The 21,590-nt window shown below is 58.2% G+C and carries 20 protein-coding genes and 1 riboswitch; of the genes, 12 read left to right on the top strand and 8 right to left on the bottom strand.

All coding sequences use genetic code 11. The annotated features are described in order from the left end of the window. The first annotated feature begins 497 nt into the window (after positions 1-497). Together purH and purD are read left to right on the top strand one after the other, a co-directional pair. Positions 498-2,087, top strand: a complete 1,590-nt coding sequence (purH, locus tag ACUW6V_RS20505) for a bifunctional phosphoribosylaminoimidazolecarboxamide formyltransferase/IMP cyclohydrolase (RefSeq protein ID WP_454038834.1) — start codon at positions 498-500, stop codon at positions 2,085-2,087. Positions 2,088-2,100: 13 nt separating this feature from the next. Then, a complete protein-coding gene (purD, locus tag ACUW6V_RS20500) occupies positions 2,101-3,399 on the top strand; it encodes a phosphoribosylamine--glycine ligase (RefSeq protein WP_054625554.1) in 1,299 nt (432 codons plus the stop codon). 65 nt (positions 3,400-3,464) lie between these two features. Here the strand turns inward: purD and ACUW6V_RS20495 are convergent, their stop codons facing one another. The 6 genes from ACUW6V_RS20495 to nudC all read right to left on the bottom strand — a co-directional run bounded on the left by ACUW6V_RS20495 (position 3,465) and on the right by nudC (position 7,822). Next, complete coding sequence (locus tag ACUW6V_RS20495) at positions 3,465-4,157, bottom strand: DUF1481 domain-containing protein (protein ID WP_454038836.1); 693 nt, start codon at positions 4,155-4,157, stop codon at positions 3,465-3,467. A gap of 11 nt (positions 4,158-4,168) precedes the next feature. Next, positions 4,169-4,441: a nucleoid-associated protein HU-alpha gene (gene hupA, locus ACUW6V_RS20490; RefSeq protein WP_002884342.1), complete on the bottom strand. Its 273-nt coding sequence runs from the start codon at positions 4,439-4,441 to the stop codon at positions 4,169-4,171. Between the two features lie 186 nt (positions 4,442-4,627). Next, a complete protein-coding gene (locus tag ACUW6V_RS20485) occupies positions 4,628-5,218 on the bottom strand; it encodes a YjaG family protein (protein ID WP_004388099.1) in 591 nt (196 codons plus the stop codon). Between the two features lie 43 nt (positions 5,219-5,261). Then, a complete protein-coding gene (nfi, locus tag ACUW6V_RS20480) occupies positions 5,262-5,933 on the bottom strand; it encodes a deoxyribonuclease V (protein WP_004388100.1) in 672 nt (223 codons plus the stop codon). Positions 5,934-5,942: 9 nt separating this feature from the next. After that, on the bottom strand, positions 5,943-7,007 hold the full coding sequence (hemE, locus tag ACUW6V_RS20475) for a uroporphyrinogen decarboxylase (RefSeq protein ID WP_007766585.1): 1,065 nt from the start codon (positions 7,005-7,007) through the stop codon (positions 5,943-5,945). 41 nt (positions 7,008-7,048) lie between these two features. Then, positions 7,049-7,822 (bottom strand): NAD(+) diphosphatase, encoded by a 774-nt coding sequence (gene nudC, locus ACUW6V_RS20470; protein WP_085662422.1) that lies wholly within the window; start codon positions 7,820-7,822, stop codon positions 7,049-7,051. A gap of 102 nt (positions 7,823-7,924) precedes the next feature. Between nudC and ACUW6V_RS20465 the strand changes: the two genes are divergently transcribed. The 10 genes from ACUW6V_RS20465 to ACUW6V_RS20420 all read left to right on the top strand — a co-directional run bounded on the left by ACUW6V_RS20465 (position 7,925) and on the right by ACUW6V_RS20420 (position 16,247). Next, entirely contained in the window at positions 7,925-8,428 is a 504-nt protein-coding gene (locus ACUW6V_RS20465; RefSeq protein ID WP_007780257.1) for an Rsd/AlgQ family anti-sigma factor, read from the top strand. A 52-nt stretch (positions 8,429-8,480) separates the two neighbouring features. Next, a riboswitch (TPP riboswitch) is annotated at positions 8,481-8,590 on the top strand. 116 nt (positions 8,591-8,706) lie between these two features. Continuing rightward, positions 8,707-10,608 (top strand): phosphomethylpyrimidine synthase ThiC, encoded by a 1,902-nt coding sequence (gene thiC / locus ACUW6V_RS20460; RefSeq protein WP_105623077.1) that lies wholly within the window; start codon positions 8,707-8,709, stop codon positions 10,606-10,608. Next, positions 10,608-11,240, top strand: coding sequence for a thiamine phosphate synthase (gene thiE / locus ACUW6V_RS20455; protein ID WP_454038835.1), 633 nt, complete (start codon positions 10,608-10,610; stop codon positions 11,238-11,240). The genes thiC and thiE overlap by 1 nt, the downstream gene beginning before the upstream one ends. Next, positions 11,233-11,982 carry a HesA/MoeB/ThiF family protein gene (locus ACUW6V_RS20450; protein WP_454038833.1) on the top strand — a complete coding sequence of 250 codons (750 nt, stop codon included), beginning with the start codon at positions 11,233-11,235 and terminating at the stop codon, positions 11,980-11,982. The genes thiE and ACUW6V_RS20450 overlap by 8 nt, the downstream gene beginning before the upstream one ends. Next, on the top strand, positions 11,972-12,172 hold the full coding sequence (gene thiS / locus ACUW6V_RS20445; protein ID WP_004388106.1) for a sulfur carrier protein ThiS: 201 nt from the start codon (positions 11,972-11,974) through the stop codon (positions 12,170-12,172). Before ACUW6V_RS20450 ends, thiS begins: the two co-directional genes overlap by 11 nt. A 1-nt stretch (position 12,173) precedes the next feature. Beyond that, positions 12,174-12,944: a thiazole synthase gene (gene thiG / locus ACUW6V_RS20440; RefSeq protein ID WP_104677237.1), complete on the top strand. Its 771-nt coding sequence runs from the start codon at positions 12,174-12,176 to the stop codon at positions 12,942-12,944. Next, entirely contained in the window at positions 12,941-14,074 is a 1,134-nt protein-coding gene (gene thiH / locus ACUW6V_RS20435) for a 2-iminoacetate synthase ThiH (RefSeq protein WP_454038832.1), read from the top strand. Before thiG ends, thiH begins: the two co-directional genes overlap by 4 nt. 313 nt (positions 14,075-14,387) lie before the next feature. Beyond that, entirely contained in the window at positions 14,388-14,696 is a 309-nt protein-coding gene (locus ACUW6V_RS20430) for a PTS sugar transporter subunit IIB (protein WP_004388109.1), read from the top strand. 4 nt (positions 14,697-14,700) lie between these two features. After that, complete coding sequence (locus tag ACUW6V_RS20425; RefSeq protein ID WP_004388110.1) at positions 14,701-15,018, top strand: PTS lactose/cellobiose transporter subunit IIA; 318 nt, start codon at positions 14,701-14,703, stop codon at positions 15,016-15,018. 176 nt (positions 15,019-15,194) lie between these two features. Then, a complete protein-coding gene (locus ACUW6V_RS20420; RefSeq protein WP_454038831.1) occupies positions 15,195-16,247 on the top strand; it encodes a helix-turn-helix domain-containing protein in 1,053 nt (350 codons plus the stop codon). On the opposite strand, the gene ACUW6V_RS20415 is transcribed toward ACUW6V_RS20420, so the two are convergent. Further along, on the bottom strand, positions 16,141-17,223 hold the full coding sequence (locus ACUW6V_RS20415; protein WP_454038830.1) for an alpha/beta hydrolase family protein: 1,083 nt from the start codon (positions 17,221-17,223) through the stop codon (positions 16,141-16,143). The genes ACUW6V_RS20420 and ACUW6V_RS20415 overlap by 107 nt on opposite strands. A gap of 143 nt (positions 17,224-17,366) precedes the next feature. After that, entirely contained in the window at positions 17,367-21,590 is a 4,224-nt protein-coding gene (gene rpoC / locus ACUW6V_RS20410; protein ID WP_004387077.1) for a DNA-directed RNA polymerase subunit beta', read from the bottom strand.

The raw sequence follows: 21,590 nt of genomic DNA, 5'->3' as shown, positions 1-21,590 counted from the left end.
CGTCCGTAGACGTTAAGATATCAGTGCCCCGAGTGCCCACACAGATTGTCTGATAAATTGTTAAAGAGCGGTGCGACGCGGCGTTCAGCCTGCTGCCGCGAGGTGGCGTATATTACGCTTTCCTCTTTCAGAGTCAACCCTTAATTTCAGGATTTTTCTCTTCCCGACTCACCGCCGCTGTGGGATGTTTCTCATCAGCGCCGTGTCGATGGAGGCGCATTATAGGGAGTTCTCTTCGCGCCGCAATACCTAAATCGCAGAAAAATGACTGACTGCTGCATTCCCCAGCAAAACCCCGGCTTATACGCATTTGCGCACAGAGTTATCCACAGACAGCCTGCACGCCGAAAATTTGCGAGCGTCACGCAAACGTTTTCGCTACAATGCGGGCCTGTTAGGCCACACGCTTTTTCAGGAGCGTGAGCTACATTTCAGTAAAAAATGGCTGGAATTTAGCTAACGCTCTTCTGTAATGATCAAATCCAGGGGATTTATACATGCAACAACCTCGTCCTGTACGCCGCGCTCTGCTCAGCGTTTCTGACAAAGCCGGTATCGTCGACTTCGCCCGCGCCCTCTCAACGCGTGGGGTTGAGCTCCTCTCCACGGGCGGCACGGCTCGTCTGCTGGCGGAAGCTGGCCTGCCGGTAACGGAAGTCTCCGATTACACGAGCTTTCCGGAAATGATGGACGGCCGCGTTAAAACCCTGCACCCGAAAGTCCATGGCGGCATTCTGGGACGCCGCGGTCAGGACGACGACATCATGGCGCAGCATGCTATTTCCCCCATTGATATGGTCGTGGTGAACCTTTACCCGTTTGCACAGACGGTCGCGCGCGAAGGCTGCACGCTGGAAGACGCGGTTGAGAATATCGATATCGGCGGCCCGACGATGGTTCGCTCCGCCGCCAAGAACCATAAAGATGTCGCCATTGTGGTGAAGAGCAGTGACTACACCGCCATTATTGATGAGCTGGATGCGAATAACGGCTCGCTGACGTTTGATACGCGTTTCGATCTGGCGATCAAAGCTTTCGAACATACGGCCGCATATGACAGCATGATCGCCAACTACTTCGGCAGCCTGGTGCCTGCCTATCATGGCGAAACCAGCGCGCCTGCTGGCCGCTTCCCGCGCACACTCAACCTGAACTTTATCAAGAAGCAGGATATGCGTTACGGCGAGAACAGCCATCAGCAGGCTGCCTTCTATATAGAAGAAGAAATAAAAGAAGCGTCTGTCGCGACCGCCCGCCAGGTTCAGGGTAAAGCGCTCTCTTATAACAACATCGCCGATACCGACGCCGCGCTGGAGTGCGTGAAGGAATTCAGCGAACCGGCCTGCGTGATTGTGAAGCATGCCAACCCGTGCGGCGTTGCTGTTAGCAGCTCAATTCTCGACGCCTATGACCGCGCGTATAAAACCGACCCGACGTCCGCCTTTGGCGGCATTATCGCCTTTAACCGTGAGCTGGATGCCGAAACCGCGCAAGCGATCGTCTCTCGCCAGTTCGTTGAAGTCATTATCGCCCCGTCCGCCAGTGACGACGCCCTGAAAATCACCGCCGCGAAGCAAAACGTGCGCGTACTGGTGTGCGGCGAATGGCAGTCTCGCGTACCGGGCCTCGATTTCAAACGCGTCAACGGCGGCCTGCTGGTTCAGGACCGCGATCTGGGCATGGTGACCGAAGCCGATCTGCGTGTGGTGACCAAACGCCAGCCGACCGAACAGGAGCTGCGCGACGCGCTCTTCTGCTGGAAAGTGGCGAAATTCGTGAAATCCAACGCCATTGTTTATGCGCGCGATAACATGACCATCGGTATTGGCGCCGGCCAGATGAGCCGCGTCTATTCCGCTAAAATCGCTGGTATCAAAGCAGGCGATGAAGGCCTTGAAGTCAAAGGCTCGGCGATGGCCTCCGACGCGTTCTTCCCGTTCCGCGACGGCATCGACGCTGCAGCGGCTGTGGGCATTACCTGTGTTATCCAGCCGGGCGGCTCGATTCGCGATGATGAAGTCATTGCCGCCGCCGACGAGCACGGCATCGCCATGATCTTCACCGACATGCGCCATTTCCGCCATTAATCACGGAGCTACGATGAAAGTATTAGTTATTGGCAACGGCGGGCGCGAGCATGCGCTGGCCTGGAAAGCCGTCCAGTCGCCACTCGTTGAAACCGTTTTTGTGGCGCCAGGCAACGCCGGTACGGCGCTCGAGCCTGCGCTGCAAAACGTCGCTATCAGCCCGACGGATATCCCGGCGCTGCTGAGCTTTGCGCAGGCGGAAAATATCGATCTGACGATTGTCGGGCCGGAAGCGCCGCTGGTGATTGGCGTGGTGGACGCGTTTCGCGCCGCGGGCCTGAAAATTTTCGGGCCGACCAAAGGCGCGGCGCAGCTTGAAGGATCGAAAGCCTTCACGAAAGATTTCCTGGCGCGTCATCGCATCCCGACGGCGGAATACCAGAACTTTACCGAGACCGAACCGGCGCTTGCCTATATTCGTGAAAAAGGCGCGCCGATTGTTATCAAGGCTGACGGCCTCGCGGCCGGTAAAGGCGTTATCGTGGCGATGACGCTTGCCGAAGCCGAAGCGGCCGTGCTCGATATGCTGGCGGGCAATGCGTTTGGCGACGCGGGCCACCGGATTGTTGTTGAAGAGTTTCTGGATGGCGAAGAGGCCAGCTTTATTGTGATGGTGGATGGCGAGCATGTCGAGCCGATGGCCACCAGCCAGGATCATAAACGCGTGGGCGATGGCGACACCGGCCTCAATACCGGCGGCATGGGCGCTTACTCACCTGCCCCGGTCGTCACCGATGAGGTTTTCCAGCGCACGATGGAACGCATCATATGGCCGACCGTGCGCGGCATGGCGGCGGAAGGCAACACCTACACCGGCTTTCTGTACGCGGGTCTGATGATCGACAAGCAGGGCAACCCGAAAGTTATCGAGTTTAACTGCCGCTTTGGCGACCCGGAAACGCAGCCGATCATGATGCGTTTACAGTCCGATCTGGTCGAGCTTTGCCTGGCGGCCTGCGAGGGCAAACTCGATACGGTGAAATCGCAGTGGGATGCGCGCCCGGCACTGGGCGTCGTCATGGCCGCAGGCGGCTATCCGGGCGATTACCGCACCGGCGATGTGATCCACGGTCTGCCGATTGAAGAGATCGCGAACGGTGACGGCAAAGTCTTTCATGCCGGCACGACGCTGCGCGACGACGACCGCGTCGTAACCAGCGGCGGGCGCGTGCTGTGCGTGACCGCGCTGGGCGACAGCGTCGCACAGGCGCAGGCGCGCGCTTACCGCTTAGCGGAAGATATCCACTGGGATGACTGCTTCTGCCGTAAGGATATCGGCTATCGCGCTATTGCACGCGAGCAGGAGAAATAAACGCCTGCACGCTACAAAGGCGTAAACGCAAAAGCGACGGTAAATCCGTCGCTTTTTTTATGGGCTCAGAAGCTGTCAGGCTTCGGCTGCCAGGCGCAAAAATCTTCGTTTGCCACCAGTAACAGTTGCGTGCCTTCCGGCGCCTCCAGCCAGGCGGCGCTAACGCGCGCTTTCGCATGACGCTGACGTTCTGAGAGACGCTCCTGCGCCCTTCTGTCGAACTCAGGCTGCACAATCTGCCCTTCACAGGTCGTTATCGTGCCATCAGGGTTCCAGCGCCCCTGGCGCAACACCACGCGCCCTGCGCGCAGCGCATCGCTGGTATTACGCATCTGCGTGGCGCGATATTGCCACAGTGCGACCTGATCGCTGGAAAGCTGCTGTTTCTTCCCGTTGACTTCACGCTGCATGAAGCTCAGCCCGCCGCGATCGTCAAAACGCACTTTGACCTGCTCAGGCTGTTTACCCTGAAGCTGGTAGTCCACGGAGGTCAGCGCATCGTTCTGCCAACGATAATCGCTCGTCGATGTCTTATCGCCAGACCAGGGGCTGAACGCCGCCAGCAGGTGAACGGAGCCATCGTTATTGTCTTTACGCCACAGGCGCACGACGCCGTCATCGGCCAGATAGCCGCTGGCGGTAAAAGGGGGAATTTCCGGGGTGGAACGACAGGCGGAGAGGAACAGCACGCCCGCCAGCGCCAGCATACGCCAGCCAAACAAAAGGGGCGATCTCGCCCCTTCGTTAAAACCTTTCACTGCCACGCGGTTTACTTAACAGCGTCTTTCAGTGCTTTGCCAGAAACGAATGCCGGCACGTTAGCTGCAGCGATTTTGATTTCTTTACCGGTCTGCGGGTTGCGGCCAGTACGCTCAGCGCGGTGGTTCACTTTGAAGGTACCGAAACCAACCAGCTGTACAGCATCGCCTTCTTTCAGAGACTCAGTAATCGCAGCCAGAGTGGATTCCAGAGCAGCTTTCGCTTGCGCTTTAGACAGGTCAGCCTTGTCTGCAATTACATCAATCAGTTGAGTCTTGTTCATAAGTTATCCTTACAATGTGTTTATCGCTTGCTAAGCATCGAGTGCGACGGAAATGCCTTGAAAGCACTCTCCTGCATACACGCACCGATAGCCACTTTTTTTCGCCTCCCAAATGTAGACCAGACGGGGGGCTAATTGGAAGCCTTCAGGTGAGACAAAACAGGCTGTAAATCACGTTTTGTTGTCTCATTGCTGCAAATTTATACCGATATTACTGGTTCCATCCTCACGCAGGTCTGCGCGCAGACCTTTTATCAGCTCAATATCGCGTTCTTCGCAGGCAGCAAGCAATCGGAAAATTTCCCACTGAATATCCCATTCCTGCTCCACAGCCGGGTTTGCTTTCAGCTCATCGTCGGTCATTTCACGGCCCGCCTGAGTCATCTCCAGCATCGCTACGGTGGTGATGGATGTCTCGCTGACTTCAATCGCGTGCTCCAGCGTCTCGCCGCTCAGGCGCGAATGCACCAGCTCACTCAACGCGACACAAGCGTCGATAGCCGGGTAAACGCCGTAGAGGTCATAATCTTCCGCCGCCGGAATCGCTTCTTCGAGCTTTTCGAGCTGGCTGTCGAAATTCACTTTGGCGTCTTTGACCGTCAGCGTCTCCCAGATGAGATCGAGAATACGGCGATAGAGCTGCGCATCGCCGAAACCGGTCTGCTGGCAGAACATGGCGTAGTTCGGGTACATGCGCTCGCAGAGCGAGGCCATAAACGTCACATGCTGCCAGGCTTCGAGCTTTTCCAGCCGCAGGTGAATAGGGTTTTGTAACATAGTGGTGTCTCACAAACCGAAAATTAGCGGCAGTGTACCTGAATCACCCCTGAATTTCCTGCCATCGTAGAAAGGCGGGACGACCGGACGCCACGGCATCCGCCCAGCGCGTCGGCTCCGGCAGCCGGTAGCCTTTCGTGCAACGCTGCACCCAGCCGAGCGCCGTATCGATGCTGACGCGATGCCCCGTCGAGACGAACAGCGGATTGCAGCGTGCTTTACTGCGCCATACCCACGCCAGCTGTTCGCCTTTGTCCATGAGCGGCGAAACCGCGCCGGGCTCGTCGCTGAGCGGCTCAAACTTACCGCACAGCCGCTTTTTAGCGACGCCTATCGTCGGCACATCCACCAGCATCCCAAAGTGGCTCGCCACGCCGAGACGTCGCGGGTGCGAAATACCGTGCCCGTCGACAAACAGTAAATCCGGCTTTCTGGAGAGCATCTCCCAGGCCGTCAGCAGCGCCGGGTATTCACGAAACGACAGAAAGCCGGGGATATACGGCATAGTGGTGGGAATGCGCGCCACCTGGTACTCCAGCAGCTCCAGAGACGGGTACTTCAGCAGCACCATCGCCGCTCGCGTCACTTCGCCGCCCTGCTCGAATCCGACATCCGCCCCACCGATTATCGTCGGCGGATCGACGTTCAACCGGTCCTCGCGGACCACATTAGATGCCAGTTCGATTTGTTGTGCGCGAAGCGTCGCGAGATCCATAGTTTCTCCTTACAGGTGATAAGGCGCCGATAAGCGGTGAACCGCCTCGACGAAGGCCCCCGCATGTTCAGGAGGCACATCCTGATGAATACCATGCCCCAGGTTGAACACATGGCCTTCACCGTGGCCGAAACCAGCAAGTATAGACGCCACTTCTTCTTCGATACGGGCAGGCGACGCATAAAGCATGGACGGATCCATGTTGCCCTGCAGCGCGACCTTGTGGCCCACGCGACGGCGCGCGTCGGCGATATCGGTCGTCCAGTCGAGTCCGAGCGCGTCACAGCCGGTCTCCGCTATCGCTTCCAGCCACTGGCCGCCGCCTTTGGTGAACAGCGTTACCGGCACACGGCGGCCTTCGTTTTCGCGCAGCAGCCCATCGACGATTTTATGCATGTAATACAGCGAGAACTGCTGGTAGTCGCGCCCGGTCAGCACGCCGCCCCAGGTATCGAAAATCATCACCGACTGGGCGCCCGCGCGGATCTGCGCGTTCAGATAGAGCGTGACGCTTTTCGCGAGCTTATCGAGCAACAAATGCAGCGTCTGCGGCTCGGCATACATCATTTTCTTGATGACGGTAAACGCCTTGCTGCTGCCGCCTTCCACCATGTAAGTGGCGAGCGTCCAGGGGCTGCCAGAGAAACCAATCAGCGGGACTTCGCCTTTCAGCTCGCGGCGGATGGTGCGCACCGCGTTCATCACATAGCCCAGTTCCTGTTCCGGGTCCGGCACCGGCAGTTTTTCTACGTCCGCTTTGCCGGTAATGGGCGATGTGAAGCGTGGGCCTTCGCCCGCTTCAAAATAGAGCCCCAGACCCATCGCATCCGGAATCGTCAGAATGTCCGAAAAGAGGATCGCCGCATCAAGCGGATAGCGACGCAGCGGCTGTAGCGTCACTTCGCACGCCAGCTCGGCGTTTTTACAAAGCGACATAAAATCGCCCGCCTGCGCGCGGGTGGCCTTATATTCCGGCAGATAACGCCCAGCCTGTCTCATCATCCACACCGGCGTGACATCCACAGGCTGGCGTTGCAGGGCGCGCAGGTAACGATCGTTTTTCAGTTCGGTCATTTTTTCTTATTCCTCAAGCGACAGGCCGCTATTGTATCACGTCATTCATCGTCTGCCCGGCAGCGCGCCACCGTATCTTCTATCAGGCGGCGAGCCACGGTGCCTGGCGCTGGCAGCAGCGGCAACTGGTCGTAGCGATACCAGCCCGCGTCGATGAGTTCTTTGGTGTCTATCTGGATTTCACCGCTGTCATAATCCGCCGTAAACGCGGTCATCAGCGATTGCGGGAACGGCCAGGGCTGAGACGTCACATAGCGCAGGTTTTTGATGCGGATATTGCTCTCTTCCATAACCTCACGCGCTACCGCCTGCTCCAGCGTTTCGCCCACTTCAACAAACCCGGCCAGCACGGTATAAACGCCGTTGCGGTGTCGCGTATGCTGCGCCAGCAGGATTTTATCGTCACGGCGGATAGCCACGATGATGCACGGCGCTATCTGCGGGTAGTAGCGCTCGCGGCAGTGGCCGCAGAGCATCGCCCACTCCGTTTTGCTCGGGTGCATCTCATGACCACAGTAGCCGCAATATTTGTGCGAGCGGTAAAACTCGGCGAGCTGCACGCCCCGCCCCGCCAGTTGAAACAGCCCGGCGTCCTGGTCGATAAGCTGTCGCACCGAGGCCATGTCTTTTTCGCGCTTTTGCAGTACGAGAAAAACAGGCGCCTCTTCCCAGAGACCAATTTGCAGCGCCTTTTCGCCCGTCAGACCAAAATCCGCGGCCCGGCCGTAAGGTAATTCTGCTTTTGGCAGCCATAATTTCTGTTCATGGCTGACTATCCACCAGCCATGGTCTAAATTTTCTAGTGTACGTTCCATAATTGATTGCACTACCTCTGCTTCACTGGCACGTTATTAACATTGTTCTTACATATTTTGGGTCATTTGCGTTTTTACATCTTATATCTCATGGAGTCGATCATGCTAAACCAGCTAAAAAGTCTGACGGAACGCGTTGGTGGGAGTAATGAGTTAGTTGATCGTTGGCTTGCTGCCCGCAACCATCTGTTAGTCACCTATTACAAGATGGTCGGCATCAAACCCGGCAAGGAGCCGATGACTGCGCTTGATGAACAGGCGCTGGACGATTTCTGTCACTGCCTGGTGGATTACCTCTCCGCCGGACATTTCAATATTTATGAGCGCGTGATCAGCGAAATGGAAGGCACCAGCCCGCTGGTCGCCGCCACGCAAATCTATCCTCAGCTGGAATCCAACACCCAACAAATCATGGATTTCTACGACACGCATCTGGAAAGCGCTATCGACCACGATAACTGCCTGGAGTTTCAGGAAGCGCTTTCCGGCATTGGCGAGGCGCTCGCCGCCCGCTTCGCGCTGGAAGATAAGCTCATTATGCTGGCTTTTGACAACAACCTCGGCGAAAGCGCCAATGACGAAACCGGCCTCGCCAAACCGGCTTGAGTTCGGCTGTATTAACGAGTAGTTTAAATATGCCCCCGCGATTTTAGCGGGGTTTATCTTGTCGGAGTGCCCAGTGCGCGAGCACGGGCTGAGACCGTTAATTCGGGATCCGCGGAACCTGATCAGGTTAAGACCTGCGAAGGGAACAAGAGTAATTCCATTTTGCCCCGCTCAGGGTGTCGTTTCGCCCTGAGACCCTGTTAAGGGTGCGCGGGCGCACGCCATTACTCCTCCGTTGTTCTGACAAGCCACTTCCTGACCGTTAACTGGAATGCGCTATGTCTGTATCAAACAAACCTGGCCGCCGCGAGCAGCGCGCCGCCGCACAACACTTTATCGACACGCTGGAAGGCACCGCTTTTCCCAACTCTCACCGCATCTATCTCACCGGTTCGCGTGAAGATATCCGCGTGCCAATGCGCGAAATCTGCCTGAGCCCGACGCTTGCGGGCGGCAGCAAAGAGAACCCGCGCTATGAGCCTAACGAACCGGTGCCGGTGTATGACACCTCCGGCCCTTACGGCGATCCGGCGGTGCGCATCGACGTTCGCGAAGGGCTGGCTAAACTGCGCAGCGCCTGGATAGACGCGCGTAACGATACCGAAACCCTGGATTCCCTCAGCTCCGCCTATACCCGCGAGCGGCTCGCCGACGACGGGCTGGATGAGTTGCGCTTTCGCGGGCTGCTGACGCCAAAGCGCGCAAAAGCGGGCAAGCGCGTCACTCAGTTGCACTACGCGCGCCAGGGTATCGTGACGCCGGAGATGGAATTTATCGCCATTCGTGAAAACATGGGCCGCGAGCGCATTCGCACGGCGGTACTGCGCCAGCAGCATCCGGGCCACGGCTTTGGCGCGCGCCTGCCGGAGAACATCACGCCGGAGTTCGTGCGTGACGAAGTCGCCGCCGGGCGCGCCATTATTCCAGCCAACATCAATCACCCCGAATCGGAGCCGATGATTATCGGTCGTAATTTCCTGGTAAAGGTCAACGCCAATATCGGCAACTCGGCGGTGACGTCGTCTATCGAAGAGGAAGTCGAAAAACTGGTCTGGGCGACCCGCTGGGGCGCGGACACGGTGATGGATCTCTCCACCGGCCGCTACATTCACGAAACCCGCGAATGGATCCTGCGCAACAGCCCGGTGCCGATCGGTACGGTACCGATCTACCAGGCGCTGGAGAAGGCCAACGGGATCGCCGAAGATCTGAGCTGGGAGATGATCCGCGACACGCTGCTTGAGCAGGCCGAACAGGGCGTCGATTACTTCACCATTCACGCGGGCGTGCTGCTGCGCTATGTGCCGATGACCGCAGGCCGCCTGACGGGCATCGTCTCGCGTGGCGGCTCGATCATGGCGAAATGGTGCTTGTCGCATCATCGTGAAAACTTCCTCTACGAGCATTTCCGCGAGATCTGCGAAATCTGCGCCGCCTATGACGTCTCGCTGTCGCTCGGCGACGGCCTGCGCCCCGGCTCCATTCAAGACGCCAACGACGAGGCGCAATTCGCCGAACTCCACACGCTCGGCGAACTGACGAAAATCGCGTGGGAATATGACGTCCAGGTCATGATCGAAGGCCCCGGCCACGTGCCGATGCAGATGATCCGCCGCAATATGACCGAGGAGCTGGAGCACTGCCACGAAGCGCCCTTCTACACGCTCGGGCCGCTCACGACCGATATCGCGCCCGGCTACGATCACTTCACCTCCGGGATCGGCGCGGCGATGATTGGCTGGTTCGGCTGTGCGATGCTCTGCTACGTGACGCCAAAAGAACACCTCGGCCTGCCGAATAAAGAGGACGTGAAACAGGGGCTCATCACCTATAAGATTGCCGCCCACGCCGCCGATCTCGCCAAAGGGCATCCGGGGGCGCAGATCCGCGACAACGCCATGTCCAAAGCGCGCTTTGAATTCCGCTGGGAAGATCAGTTCAACCTGGCGCTCGATCCGTTCACCGCCCGTGCCTATCACGACGAAACGCTGCCCCAGGAATCCGGCAAAGTCGCGCACTTCTGCTCCATGTGCGGCCCGAAATTCTGTTCGATGAAAATCACCCAGGAGGTGCGCGACTACGCCGCGAAGCAGGCGATCGACGCGGGTATGGCTGAGATGTCGAATCGTTTTCAGGCGCGCGGCGGCGATATTTATCTTCGCCAGGAGGAGGTGGAGTGATGACGCCTCTGTTCGCCCCCGTCCCGCACCGTCTCGGGCTCTATCCGGTTGTGGATAGCGTTGAGTGGGTCACACGTTTACTTGACGCTGGCGTGCGCACGGTTCAGTTGCGCATCAAGGATAAAACCGATGCCGAGGTGGAAATCGACATCGCCGCCGCCATTGAGCTCGGTCAGCGCTACCACGCCCGGCTGTTTATTAACGACTACTGGCGTCTCGCGATAAAACATCAGGCCTATGGCGTTCATCTCGGGCAGGAAGATCTGCAAACGGCCGATCTCGACGCCATTCGCAACGCCGGACTGCGGCTTGGCGTCTCCACGCATGACGATATGGAAATCGACGTGGCGCTGGCGGTACGCCCTTCTTATATTGCGCTCGGCCATGTTTTTCCTACGCAGACCAAACAGATGCCCTCCGCGCCGCAAGGGCTTGCACAACTGGCCGCGCATGTAAAACGGCTCGGCGACTATCCGACGGTCGCCATCGGCGGCATCAGCCTTGAGCGCGCGCCTGCGGTGCTGGAAACCGGCGTCGGCAGTATCGCGGTGGTGAGCGCTATCACCCAGGCACCCGACTGGCGCGCCGCCACGCAAGAGTTGCTTGAACTGGCGGGGGTGGGCGATGAATGACGCCGATTTTATGCGCTACAGCCGCCAGTTGCTGCTGGAGGATATCGCCATCGACGGCCAGCAAAAACTGCTGGCAAGCCGCGTGTTGCTTGTCGGCCTGGGCGGTCTCGGCTCGCCCGCCGCACTCTATCTGGCAGGCGCAGGCGTGGGCACGCTGTGGCTTGCCGATGACGACGCGGTGCACCTCAGCAATCTGCAGCGGCAAATCCTGTTTAACGTCAGTGATATCGAACAGCCGAAATCGCGCGTGGCGGCGCGTCGTTTACAGGCGTTCAACCCGGCCATCAACAGCGTGGCGCTGAATAAACGACTGGAAGGCGACGCGCTGCGCGAAGCGGTGGCAGGCGTCGATCTGGTGCTGGATTGCAGCGATAACATGACTACACGCCAGGCCATCAACGCCGCCTGCGTGGCGCACAGCACGCCGCTTATCACCGCCAGCGCGGTTGGCATGGGCGGACAAATCGCCACCTTCGCGCCGCCCTTTGATTACGGCTGCTACCGCTGCCTGTGGCCGGATGACAGCGAGCCTGAGCGCAACTGCCGCACCGCTGGCGTGCTCGGCCCGGTAGTGGGGCTGATGGGCACGATGCAAGCGCTGGAGGCTATCAAGCTATTGTGCGGCATCACGCAAGAGCACGACGAGCTGCGCCTCTTCGACGCCCGCGCCAGCCAGTGGCGCACCCTGACGCTACAGCGCGCGGCAGGCTGCCCGGTTTGCGGAGGCAAGCATGCGCATTGAACTCAACGATGAAGCCATGCAGTGCGTCGAGGGAGTAAGCGCGGCGCAACTGCTGGCGCAGTTAAAACTCGACAGGCCCGGTACGGCGCTCGCGGTCAATCAGACTATTCTCCCGCGCAGTCAGTGGCCCGACTACACCCTGCAGGAAGGCGACAGCCTGCTGCTGTTTCAGGTTATCGCAGGAGGCTGAGATGTTACGAATCGCGGATAAAACTTTTCAATCGCGCCTGTTTACCGGCACCGGTAAATTCGCGTCATCATCGCTGATGCTGGAGGCGATACGCGAGAGCGGCAGCGAGATGGCGACACTCGCTATGAAGCGTGTGGATCTGCTGCGTCGTGATGATGCGCTGCTGGCGCCGTTGCAGGCATCCGGCGTGGCGTTGTTGCCAAACACGTCCGGCGCGAAAACCGCCGAAGAGGCCGTCTTCGCCGCGCAGCTCGCCCGCGAGGCGCTGGGTACGCACTGGATCAAACTCGAGATCCACCCGGACGCCCGCTGGCTGCTGCCGGACCCGATAGAAACGCTGCGGGCGGCGGAAAAACTGGTCGCGCAGGGGTTTGTGGTGTTGCCCTATTGCGGCGCGGATCCGGTGCTCTGCAAGCGCCTGGAGGAAGTGGGCTGCGCGGCGGTGATGCCGCTCGGCGCGCCGATTGGCTCTAATCAGGGGCTGCAGACTCGGGCGCTGCTGGAAATCATCATCGCGCAGGCGAGCGTGCCGGTGGTGGTGGACGCGGGCATCGGCGCGCCAAGCCATGCCGCCGAGGCGCTGGAGATGGGGGCCGATGCGGTGCTGGTAAACACGGCGATTGCCGTGGCGCGCGATCCGGTGGCGATGGCGCGCGCGTTCCGCCAGGCCGTTGAGGCGGGACGTACCGGGTTTGAAGCCGGGCTCGGCGCGCGCGCGTTTCAGGCGCAGGCCACCAGCCCGCTCACCGGTTTTCTGGAGGCGCAGGCATGAACACCTTTACCGACCGCTGGCATACGCTGAACTGGGACGACATCCGGCTGCGTATTCACAGCAAAACCGCGCACGATGTCGAGCGGGCGCTCGCCGCTGCGCATCCTGACCGGGAAGATATGATGGCGTTGCTCTCCCCGGCCGCGCTGGATTATCTCGAACCGCTGGCGCAGCGCGCGCAACAGCTCACCCGCCAGCGCTTTGGCAACACCGTCAGCTTCTATGTACCGCTCTATCTTTCTAATCTTTGCGCCAACGAATGCACCTATTGCGGTTTCTCAATGAGCAACCGGATCAAGCGTAAGACGTTGGATGAAGAGGAAATTGCACGCGAATGCGCCGCCATTAAAGCGCTCGGGTTTGAACACCTGCTGCTGGTCACGGGTGAGCACCAGAATAAAGTGGGCATGGACTATTTCCGCCGTCACCTTCCGGCGATTCGTCGCCAGTTTGCGTCGCTGCAAATGGAAGTACAGCCGCTCGCGCAGGCGGAATATGCCGAACTGAAAGCGCTCGGGCTTGACGGCGTGCTGGTCTATCAGGAGACGTACCATGAAGCGGTCTACGCCCGCCACCACCTGCGCGGCAACAAGCAGGATTTCTTCTGGCGGCTGGAGACGCCGGACCGGCTCGGGCGCGCGGGCATCGACCGTATCGGGCTTGGCGCGCTCACCGGGTTGTCTGACTGCTGGCGCACCGATAACTATATGGTGGCGGAGCACTTGCTCTGGCTGCAACAGCGTTACTGGCAGAGCCGCTATTCTGTGGCGTTCCCGCGCCTGCGGCCCTGTGCAGGCGGAATTCAGCCAGCTTCCGTGATGGATGAACGCCAGCTGGTACAGCTCATCTGCGCCTTTCGCCTGTTTGCGCCCGAAGCCGAGCTGTCGCTTTCTACCCGCGAATCGCCGCATTTTCGCGATAACGTGGTGCCGATTGCGATCAACGCCGTCAGTGCCTTTTCCCGCACCCAGCCGGGCGGCTACGCCGACGGGCATACCGAACTGGAACAGTTCGCGCCGCATGACGGGCGTCGCCCGGAAGAGGTTGCGGCCAGTCTAATACAACGCGGACTGCAACCGTTGTGGAAAGACTGGGACGGATATCTGGGAAGAGGCACGCAAAACGCCTGAAACCAAACGCAAATCGGGCGATATCTTTCGGCATATTACGCAAAACGGAAAGTTGCGCGTTGAGGGGAAACGCCTACGGTTTTACTCTGCTCTTGCCGGCCCGGGATGGCTGGCCGGGGCGGTTCCTGATGCTCTCTCATTGCCGCCCCGCCTCTTAATGCTCGGGCGGTAGCAAAGCAAACGGACTTTGGAAACCGGTTTCCCTTTTTGCGGCTTTCTTTGTGATGGGTAACACACAATCACATCAAAGCGGTTGTTGGGACCGGAGGTGGGGGATAAATATCAGGAAAACAACAGTCACAGAGAGCGGATTATGAAAAATATCGTTTTATGCTGTGCCGCAGGTATGTCCACCAGCATGCTGGTTCAACGGATGAAAGACGCTGCCCAGAAAAAAGGCGTCGAGGTGGATATTAAGGCCGTTCCGGTCGCGGAGTTTAAAGATATTATCGGCACCGCCGACATCGTACTGCTTGGCCCGCAGGTCAAATATGAACAGCCCAAGTTTCAGGAAATTGCCGATCCGCTGGGTAAAAAAGTCGCCGTTATCGACATGATGGATTACGGCATGATGAAAGGCGACGTGGTACTGGATAAAGCCCTTAAGATGCTGGAGCAATAAGGACATGGAAGATTTAGAGTCGATTATCATGGAGCTGCTGGTTAACGCCGGTAGCGCGCGCAGCCAGGCGCTGACGGCGCTGCAACTGGCCCGTAAAGGCGATTTCGAAGGTGCCGAAAAAGCGATGGAAGAGTCGCACGAATTCGTGAAGCATGCGCATAAAATCCAGACGCAGCTTATCGGGCTCGACGAAGGCAGCGGTAAACTGCCGGTCAATCTCATTACCGTTCACTCCCAGGACCATCTGATGAACGCGATGGTCATCCAGGATCTGGCGGGCGATCTGATAGAGCTTTACCGCCGCCTGCCGCTGGTAAAATAACGCTTTGCGACGCGCCTCATATCGCAATCATGCCCGGTGTCGCCGGGCATTTTTATATTCATGACGCAAGTCTGTTTGCAAGCCGCTAAACCGGGCGGTGTCTTTTATACACGCTTTATGGCACAACGATGTTCTCATGTGCCGTCAGGCCCGTTAATGATAAGACAGGTTTTGCCATGCCCTCCGTTCCCGTTCCGGTTTTTACCCTTGCTATTCTTTTGATGCTGCTGGCGAAAGTCTCGTTATCTGGCAGCGGTTATTACCGGCGGGCAACAATGTTTCTTGCCGGATGCGCGATACTGGTGATTATCTCCGCGCTGCGCTGGTCGTTCGATTTCCAGGCTTTACGCCAGCTGCAATCGCTGGCGGCCATCGCCCTGCCGCCGCTCGCCTGGCGCTGTTTTAGTGAACGCCTCTCACCTCAGTCGTTACGGCGAAATATCATAATATCTGCGCCCGCCGTGGTGGCGCTTATCGTTAACCTGATGTTTCCTGCAGCAACAGATGTTGCGCTCGCCGCACTTTATCTCGGTTATGGTATCGCCCTGCTGCGCAGTGCTCGCAAAGGATCGGATGCCTTCCCGCAAAGCCGCCTGAGCGATGCGCCGATGGCGGCGAGGCTTGCTTTTGGCGCAGGTGCGTTTCTCTGCTTTAGCGGACTGACCGATATCGTCATCGCGGCAGACTTCAGCTTTTTTCATGGAGAGCAGGCACCTGTACTGGTAGCCACGTCGCAGATAATATTGCTGCCGTTTATCTGCCTCGCCATCGTGTTACCCGTCAGAAAACGTGAGCAGCCTGCGCCCGCAGACGTCATCGTTCCGGACATGAGCGAGAAAACCAGCGATGACTTTCAGGATGCACAGCGCTGCGCGCAGCTTGAAGAGACGCTGCGCGCGCGGTCGCTTTATCTGAGCCCTGATCTCACGCTGGATCTGCTGGCGCGAAAAACCGGCACCCCTGCCCGTCATATCTCGCGGGCGGTGAATGCCGCGCGGGGTTGTAACGTCTCGCAGTGGATTAATAGCTTTCGCATCGCGCACGCGCAGCAGCTGTTGCGCCAGACCGCTTCACCCGTTACGGAGGTGATGCTCGCGTCAGGCTTCAATACCAAATCCAATTTTAATCGCGAGTTTTCGCGGGTTGTGGGGATGAGCCCGGTGGAATATCGCCGCGCGGCGGCTGATAACGCAGCGCCTGATTCAGAAAGCCGCTTATCTGCGCCGTGAGCTGCTGGTGGATTTTCTCACGGCTGAAGCCAGCACCATCACTGCACACAATCCCTTCTCCCGGCTCCTGCGCTTCTATCACCGCTTGCGCGCCTGGTTTACAAAGCTGCATGAAGCTGAAGTGTGTAGCACCAGGCACGCTAATGGCGCGGGCGAGTTGGCCGGGCAGACCGTGAGTCAGATAGCCCGACTCCAGCGCAGCAGGCACGTCGTCGCTGTCGACACCTGCGCTCATCACCAGCACAGGAATTTCCACCTTCGCCAGGCTTTGCAGCGTAAAGCCGCGCGCCAGCCCTAAATCTAACGACACCACGGCCTTGATTCGCACATCGCGCTGGCTTTCCGCCAGCCGGTTCTGCGCACCCGGTAAATCGATACCAAGCGTATGGGCAACGATGCAGCCACCCAGTGCGGGATGACTTTTACAATCCGCCAGAAAACGCGGCGCAGAGAACCGCGCGCCTGCCAGTTCCATTACCGTCCACCCACCCAGTGAATGCCCGGCGGCAGCGATTCGCTGCTCATCGGGTTTTCCGGTTTTTTCCGGGCTGGCGATAAGCGCGTCCAGTACACGCGTGACATCTTCCGGCCGTTGCCTGAGCGCCTGCGCCTGAGCAGGCGATTTGTTACGTGTCGTGGTGCCCGGATGATCCACCGCGGCAACAATATACCCCTGCTCCGCCATCGCGTGCGCCAGCCAGTTCAGGTTGCGCCAGTTACCGCCAAAGCCATGTGAGAGTAACAGCACCGGATGAGCGCCGGGCGCAGGTGTGGCGTCACGCTGCACGTTAACGCCCGAAAAAACGATGTTATCGCCCACCGTCTCTGGCGCATGGTTATCGTAAGTGGGGTACCAGACGGCGACATCCAGTGGACGCGTGGCAGGCGAGTTGATAGTGAACTGATGAAAGCCGACACCCGCTGACGCGGCGACGCTTAACAGTAAAGTTGTAATAAAGGTGGTCAATCGATACATAGTGATGCTCTCCGTTTACAGGTCGCGGAGTTGTAGCATCGGAGGCGATATGCGGGCGTCCTGAAACGCGATCGAGGACGTTTGAGTGGATTTGAGACATAAAAAAACCCGCCGAAGCGGGTTTTTAATCAGGCTAAGAACGATTACTCGTTGTCGTTGCCGCCCAGACCTGCGTTCAGCAGCTCTGCCAGGCTTGCAGACGCGTCTTCCGCAGTCACCTGCGGTGCTGCCGGGAGTTCACCCGCAGCGCGACGGCGCATACGATCCTGGTGGTACGCGTAACCGGTACCAGCCGGGATCAGACGACCCACGATAACGTTCTCTTTCAGGCCGCGCAGTTCGTCGCGTTTGCCCGCAACGGCTGCTTCGGTGAGCACGCGAGTGGTCTCCTGGAACGATGCCGCGGAGATGAAGGACTCGGTAGCCAGAGACGCTTTGGTGATACCCAGCAGGTCGCGCATGTAAGTCGCGCTGACTTTGCCGTTCGCTTCCAGTTCGCGGTTAGCGATCTTGACGCGAGAGTATTCAACCTGCTCACCTTCCAGGAACTCGGAGCTGCCCGCGTCCATGATGGTGGCTTTACGCAGCATCTGACGAACGATAACTTCGATGTGCTTATCGTTAATCTTAACGCCCTGCAGACGGTAAACGTCCTGCACTTCGTTAACGATGTAACGGGTCACCGCCTGAACGCCACGCAGACGCAGAATGTCATGCGGCGCTTCCGGACCATCGGAGATTACGTCACCACGTTCCACACGTTCGCCTTCGAACACGTTGAGCTGACGCCATTTCGGGATCATCTCTTCGTATGCGTCACCGCCGTCAACCGGGGTGATAACCAGACGACGTTTGCCTTTGGTTTCTTTACCGAAGGAGACGATACCCGCCACTTCAGCAAGGATTGCCGGCTCTTTCGGACGACGCGCTTCGAACAGATCCGCAACGCGCGGCAGACCACCGGTGATGTCCTTGGTACCGCCGGATTCCTGCGGAATACGCGCCAGGGTGTCACCGGAACTGATCTGAACGCCATCTTCCAGCTGAACAATCGCTTTACCTGGCAGGAAGTACTGAGCCGGCATGTCGGTGCCCGGGATCAGAACGTCGTTACCGTTAGCGTCGACAATTTTCAGCGCCGGACGCAGATCTTTACCGCCCGCAGTACGTTCTGAAGAATCCAGAACCACCAGCGAAGACAGACCGGTCAGCTCGTCAGTCTGACGAGTAATGGTCTGGCCGTCGATCATGTCGGTGAAACGAATGTAACCCGCCACTTCGGTGATAACCGGCATGGTATGCGGATCCCAGTTCGCGACGGTTTCGCCGCCAGCGACCTGCTCGCCGTCACCTTTCGCCATAACAGCACCGTAAGGCACTTTATAGCTTTCTTTGGTACGGCCGAATTCGTCGATCAGTTTCAGCTCGGTGTTACGGGAAGTAACAACCAGCTTACCGCTGGAGTTAACAACCGACTTCGCGTTGCTCAGACGGATGCTACCTTTGTTTTTCACCTGGATGCTGGATTCAGCAGCCGCACGAGATGCCGCACCACCGATGTGGAACGTACGCATCGTCAGCTGAGTACCCGGCTCACCGATGGACTGTGCTGCGATAACGCCGATGGCCTCACCTTTGTTGATGATGTGACCACGCGCGAGGTCACGACCATAGCAGTGCGCACAGACGCCGAAGTCGGTGTCACAGGTTACTACGGAGCGAACTTTAACGCTGTCTACGGAGTTAGCTTCCAGGATGTCACACCACTGCTCGTTGAGGAGCGTGTTGCGCGCAACCAGGATATCCGCCGTGCCAGGCTTCAGCACGTCTTCTGCCGTTACACGGCCCAGAACGCGATCGCGCAGCGGCTCTTTAACATCGCCACCCTCGATAACCGGGGTCATGGTGATGCCTTCCAGCGTGCCGCAATCGTCTTCGGTCACAACCAGATCCTGCGCGACGTCAACCAGACGACGAGTCAGGTAACCGGAGTTCGCGGTTTTCAGTGCGGTATCCGCCAGACCTTTACGAGCACCGTGGGTCGAGATGAAGTACTGGAGTACGTTCAGACCTTCACGGAAGTTCGCGGTGATCGGCGTTTCGATGATGGAGCCATCCGGCTTCGCCATCAGACCACGCATACCCGCCAGCTGACGAATCTGTGCCGCAGAACCACGCGCACCGGAGTCGGCCATCATGTAAATGCTGTTGAAGGAAACCTGCTGCTCTTCTTCGCCGTTACGGTTGATAACGGTTTCAGTTTGCAGGTTGTCCATCATCGCCTTGGATACGCGATCGTTCGCCGCGGCCCAGATATCGATGACTTTGTTGTAGCGTTCGCCCGCGGTAACCAGACCAGACTGGAACTGCTCCTGGATCTCGGCCACTTCCGCTTCGGCTTCGGCGATGATCTCGGCTTTTTTCGCCGGGATAACCATATCGTCGATACCAACAGACGCACCAGAACGTGCAGCATACGCAAAACCGGTATACATGGTCTGGTCAGCGAAAATAACGGTCGGCTTCAGGCCCAGAATGCGGTAACAGGTGTTCAGCATTTTGGAGATCGCTTTTTTACCGAGCGGCTGGTTCACGATAGAGAACGGCAGACCTTTCGGTACGATCATCCACAGGATGGCACGGCCAACCGTGGTGTCGATCAGGCTGGTTTTGGAGACGAACTCGCCGTTCGCGTCTTTTTCGTATTCAGTGATACGAACTTTTACGCGAGCGTGCAGTTCAGCCTGGCCTGAGCGGTACAGACGTTCCGCTTCTTTCGGGCCAGTCAGCACCATGCCTTCGCCTTTGGCGTTAATCTTGTCGCGGGTCATGTAGTACAGACCCAGTACAACGTCCTGAGACGGAACGATGATTGGTTCGCCGTTCGCCGGAGACAGGATGTTGTTGGTAGACATCATCAGCGCACGCGCTTCGAGCTGGGCTTCCAGCGTCAGCGGTACGTGAACAGCCATCTGGTCACCATCGAAGTCGGCGTTGTATGCCGCACAAACCAGCGGGTGCAGCTGGATAGCTTTACCTTCGATCAGTACCGGTTCGAACGCCTGAATACCCAGACGGTGCAGGGTCGGCGCACGGTTCAGCAGTACCGGGTGCTCACGGATAACTTCGTCCAGGATATCCCAAACAACCGCTTCTTCGCGCTCAACCATTTTCTTGGCGGCTTTGATGGTGGTCGCGAGGCCACGCAGTTCCAGCTTGCCGTAGATGAACGGTTTGAACAGTTCCAGCGCCATTTTCTTCGGCAGGCCGCACTGGTGCAGACGCAGGTACGGACCTACGGTAATTACGGAACGACCAGAGTAGTCCACGCGCTTACCGAGCAGGTTCTGACGGAAACGACCCTGCTTACCTTTGATCATGTCTGCCAGTGATTTCAGCGGACGCTTATTGGAGCCGGTGATCGCACGACCGCGACGGCCGTTATCCAGCAGGGCGTCTACCGCTTCCTGCAGCATACGTTTTTCGTTGCGTACGATGATGTCCGGCGCAGCGAGATCCAGCAGACGTTTCAGACGGTTGTTACGGTTGATCACGCGACGATACAGATCGTTCAGATCCGACGTTGCGAAACGACCGCCATCCAGCGGAACCAGCGGACGCAGATCCGGCGGCAGTACCGGCAGCACGGTCAGGATCATCCACTCCGGCTTGTTGCCAGACTGTACGAACGCTTCCAGCAGCTTGATGCGCTTGGTCAGCTTTTTACGCTTGGTTTCAGAGTTGGTTTCGTTCAGCTCTTCACGCAGCTGCTCGCACTCGGCTTCCAGATCCATGCTTTTCAGCAGAGCCTGAATAGCTTCGGCGCCCATTTTCGCGTCGAACTCGTCACCGAACTCTTCCAGCGCGTCCAGGTACTGCTCTTCAGTCAGGATCTGGCTGCGCTCGAGGTTGGTCATGCCACCCTCGATAACCACGTAAGATTCGAAATACAGTACACGTTCGATATCGCGCAGCGGCATATCCAGCAGCAGACCGATACGGGACGGCAGTGATTTCAGGAACCAGATGTGCGCGGTCGGGGAAGCCAGTTCGATGTGGCCCATGCGTTCACGACGCACTTTAGTCTGGGTCACTTCAACGCCGCACTTCTCACAAATCACACCGCGGTGTTTCAGGCGCTTGTACTTACCGCACAGGCACTCATAGTCTTTTACCGGCCCAAAGATACGGGCGCAGAACAGACCATCGCGCTCCGGTTTGAAGGTACGGTAGTTAATGGTTTCCGGCTTTTTAACTTCACCGAAAGACCAGGAACGGATCATGTCTGGCGACGCCAGAGCAATTTTGATCGCATCAAACTCTTCGGTTTTAGTTTGCGCTTTCAGAAACTTTAATAAGTCTTTCAC

It is taken from the genome of Cronobacter sp. 153480017-3 (assembly GCF_053627815.1).
Note: the sequence above shows the minus strand (reverse complement) of the source record. Positions and strands in the feature narration are given on the sequence as shown.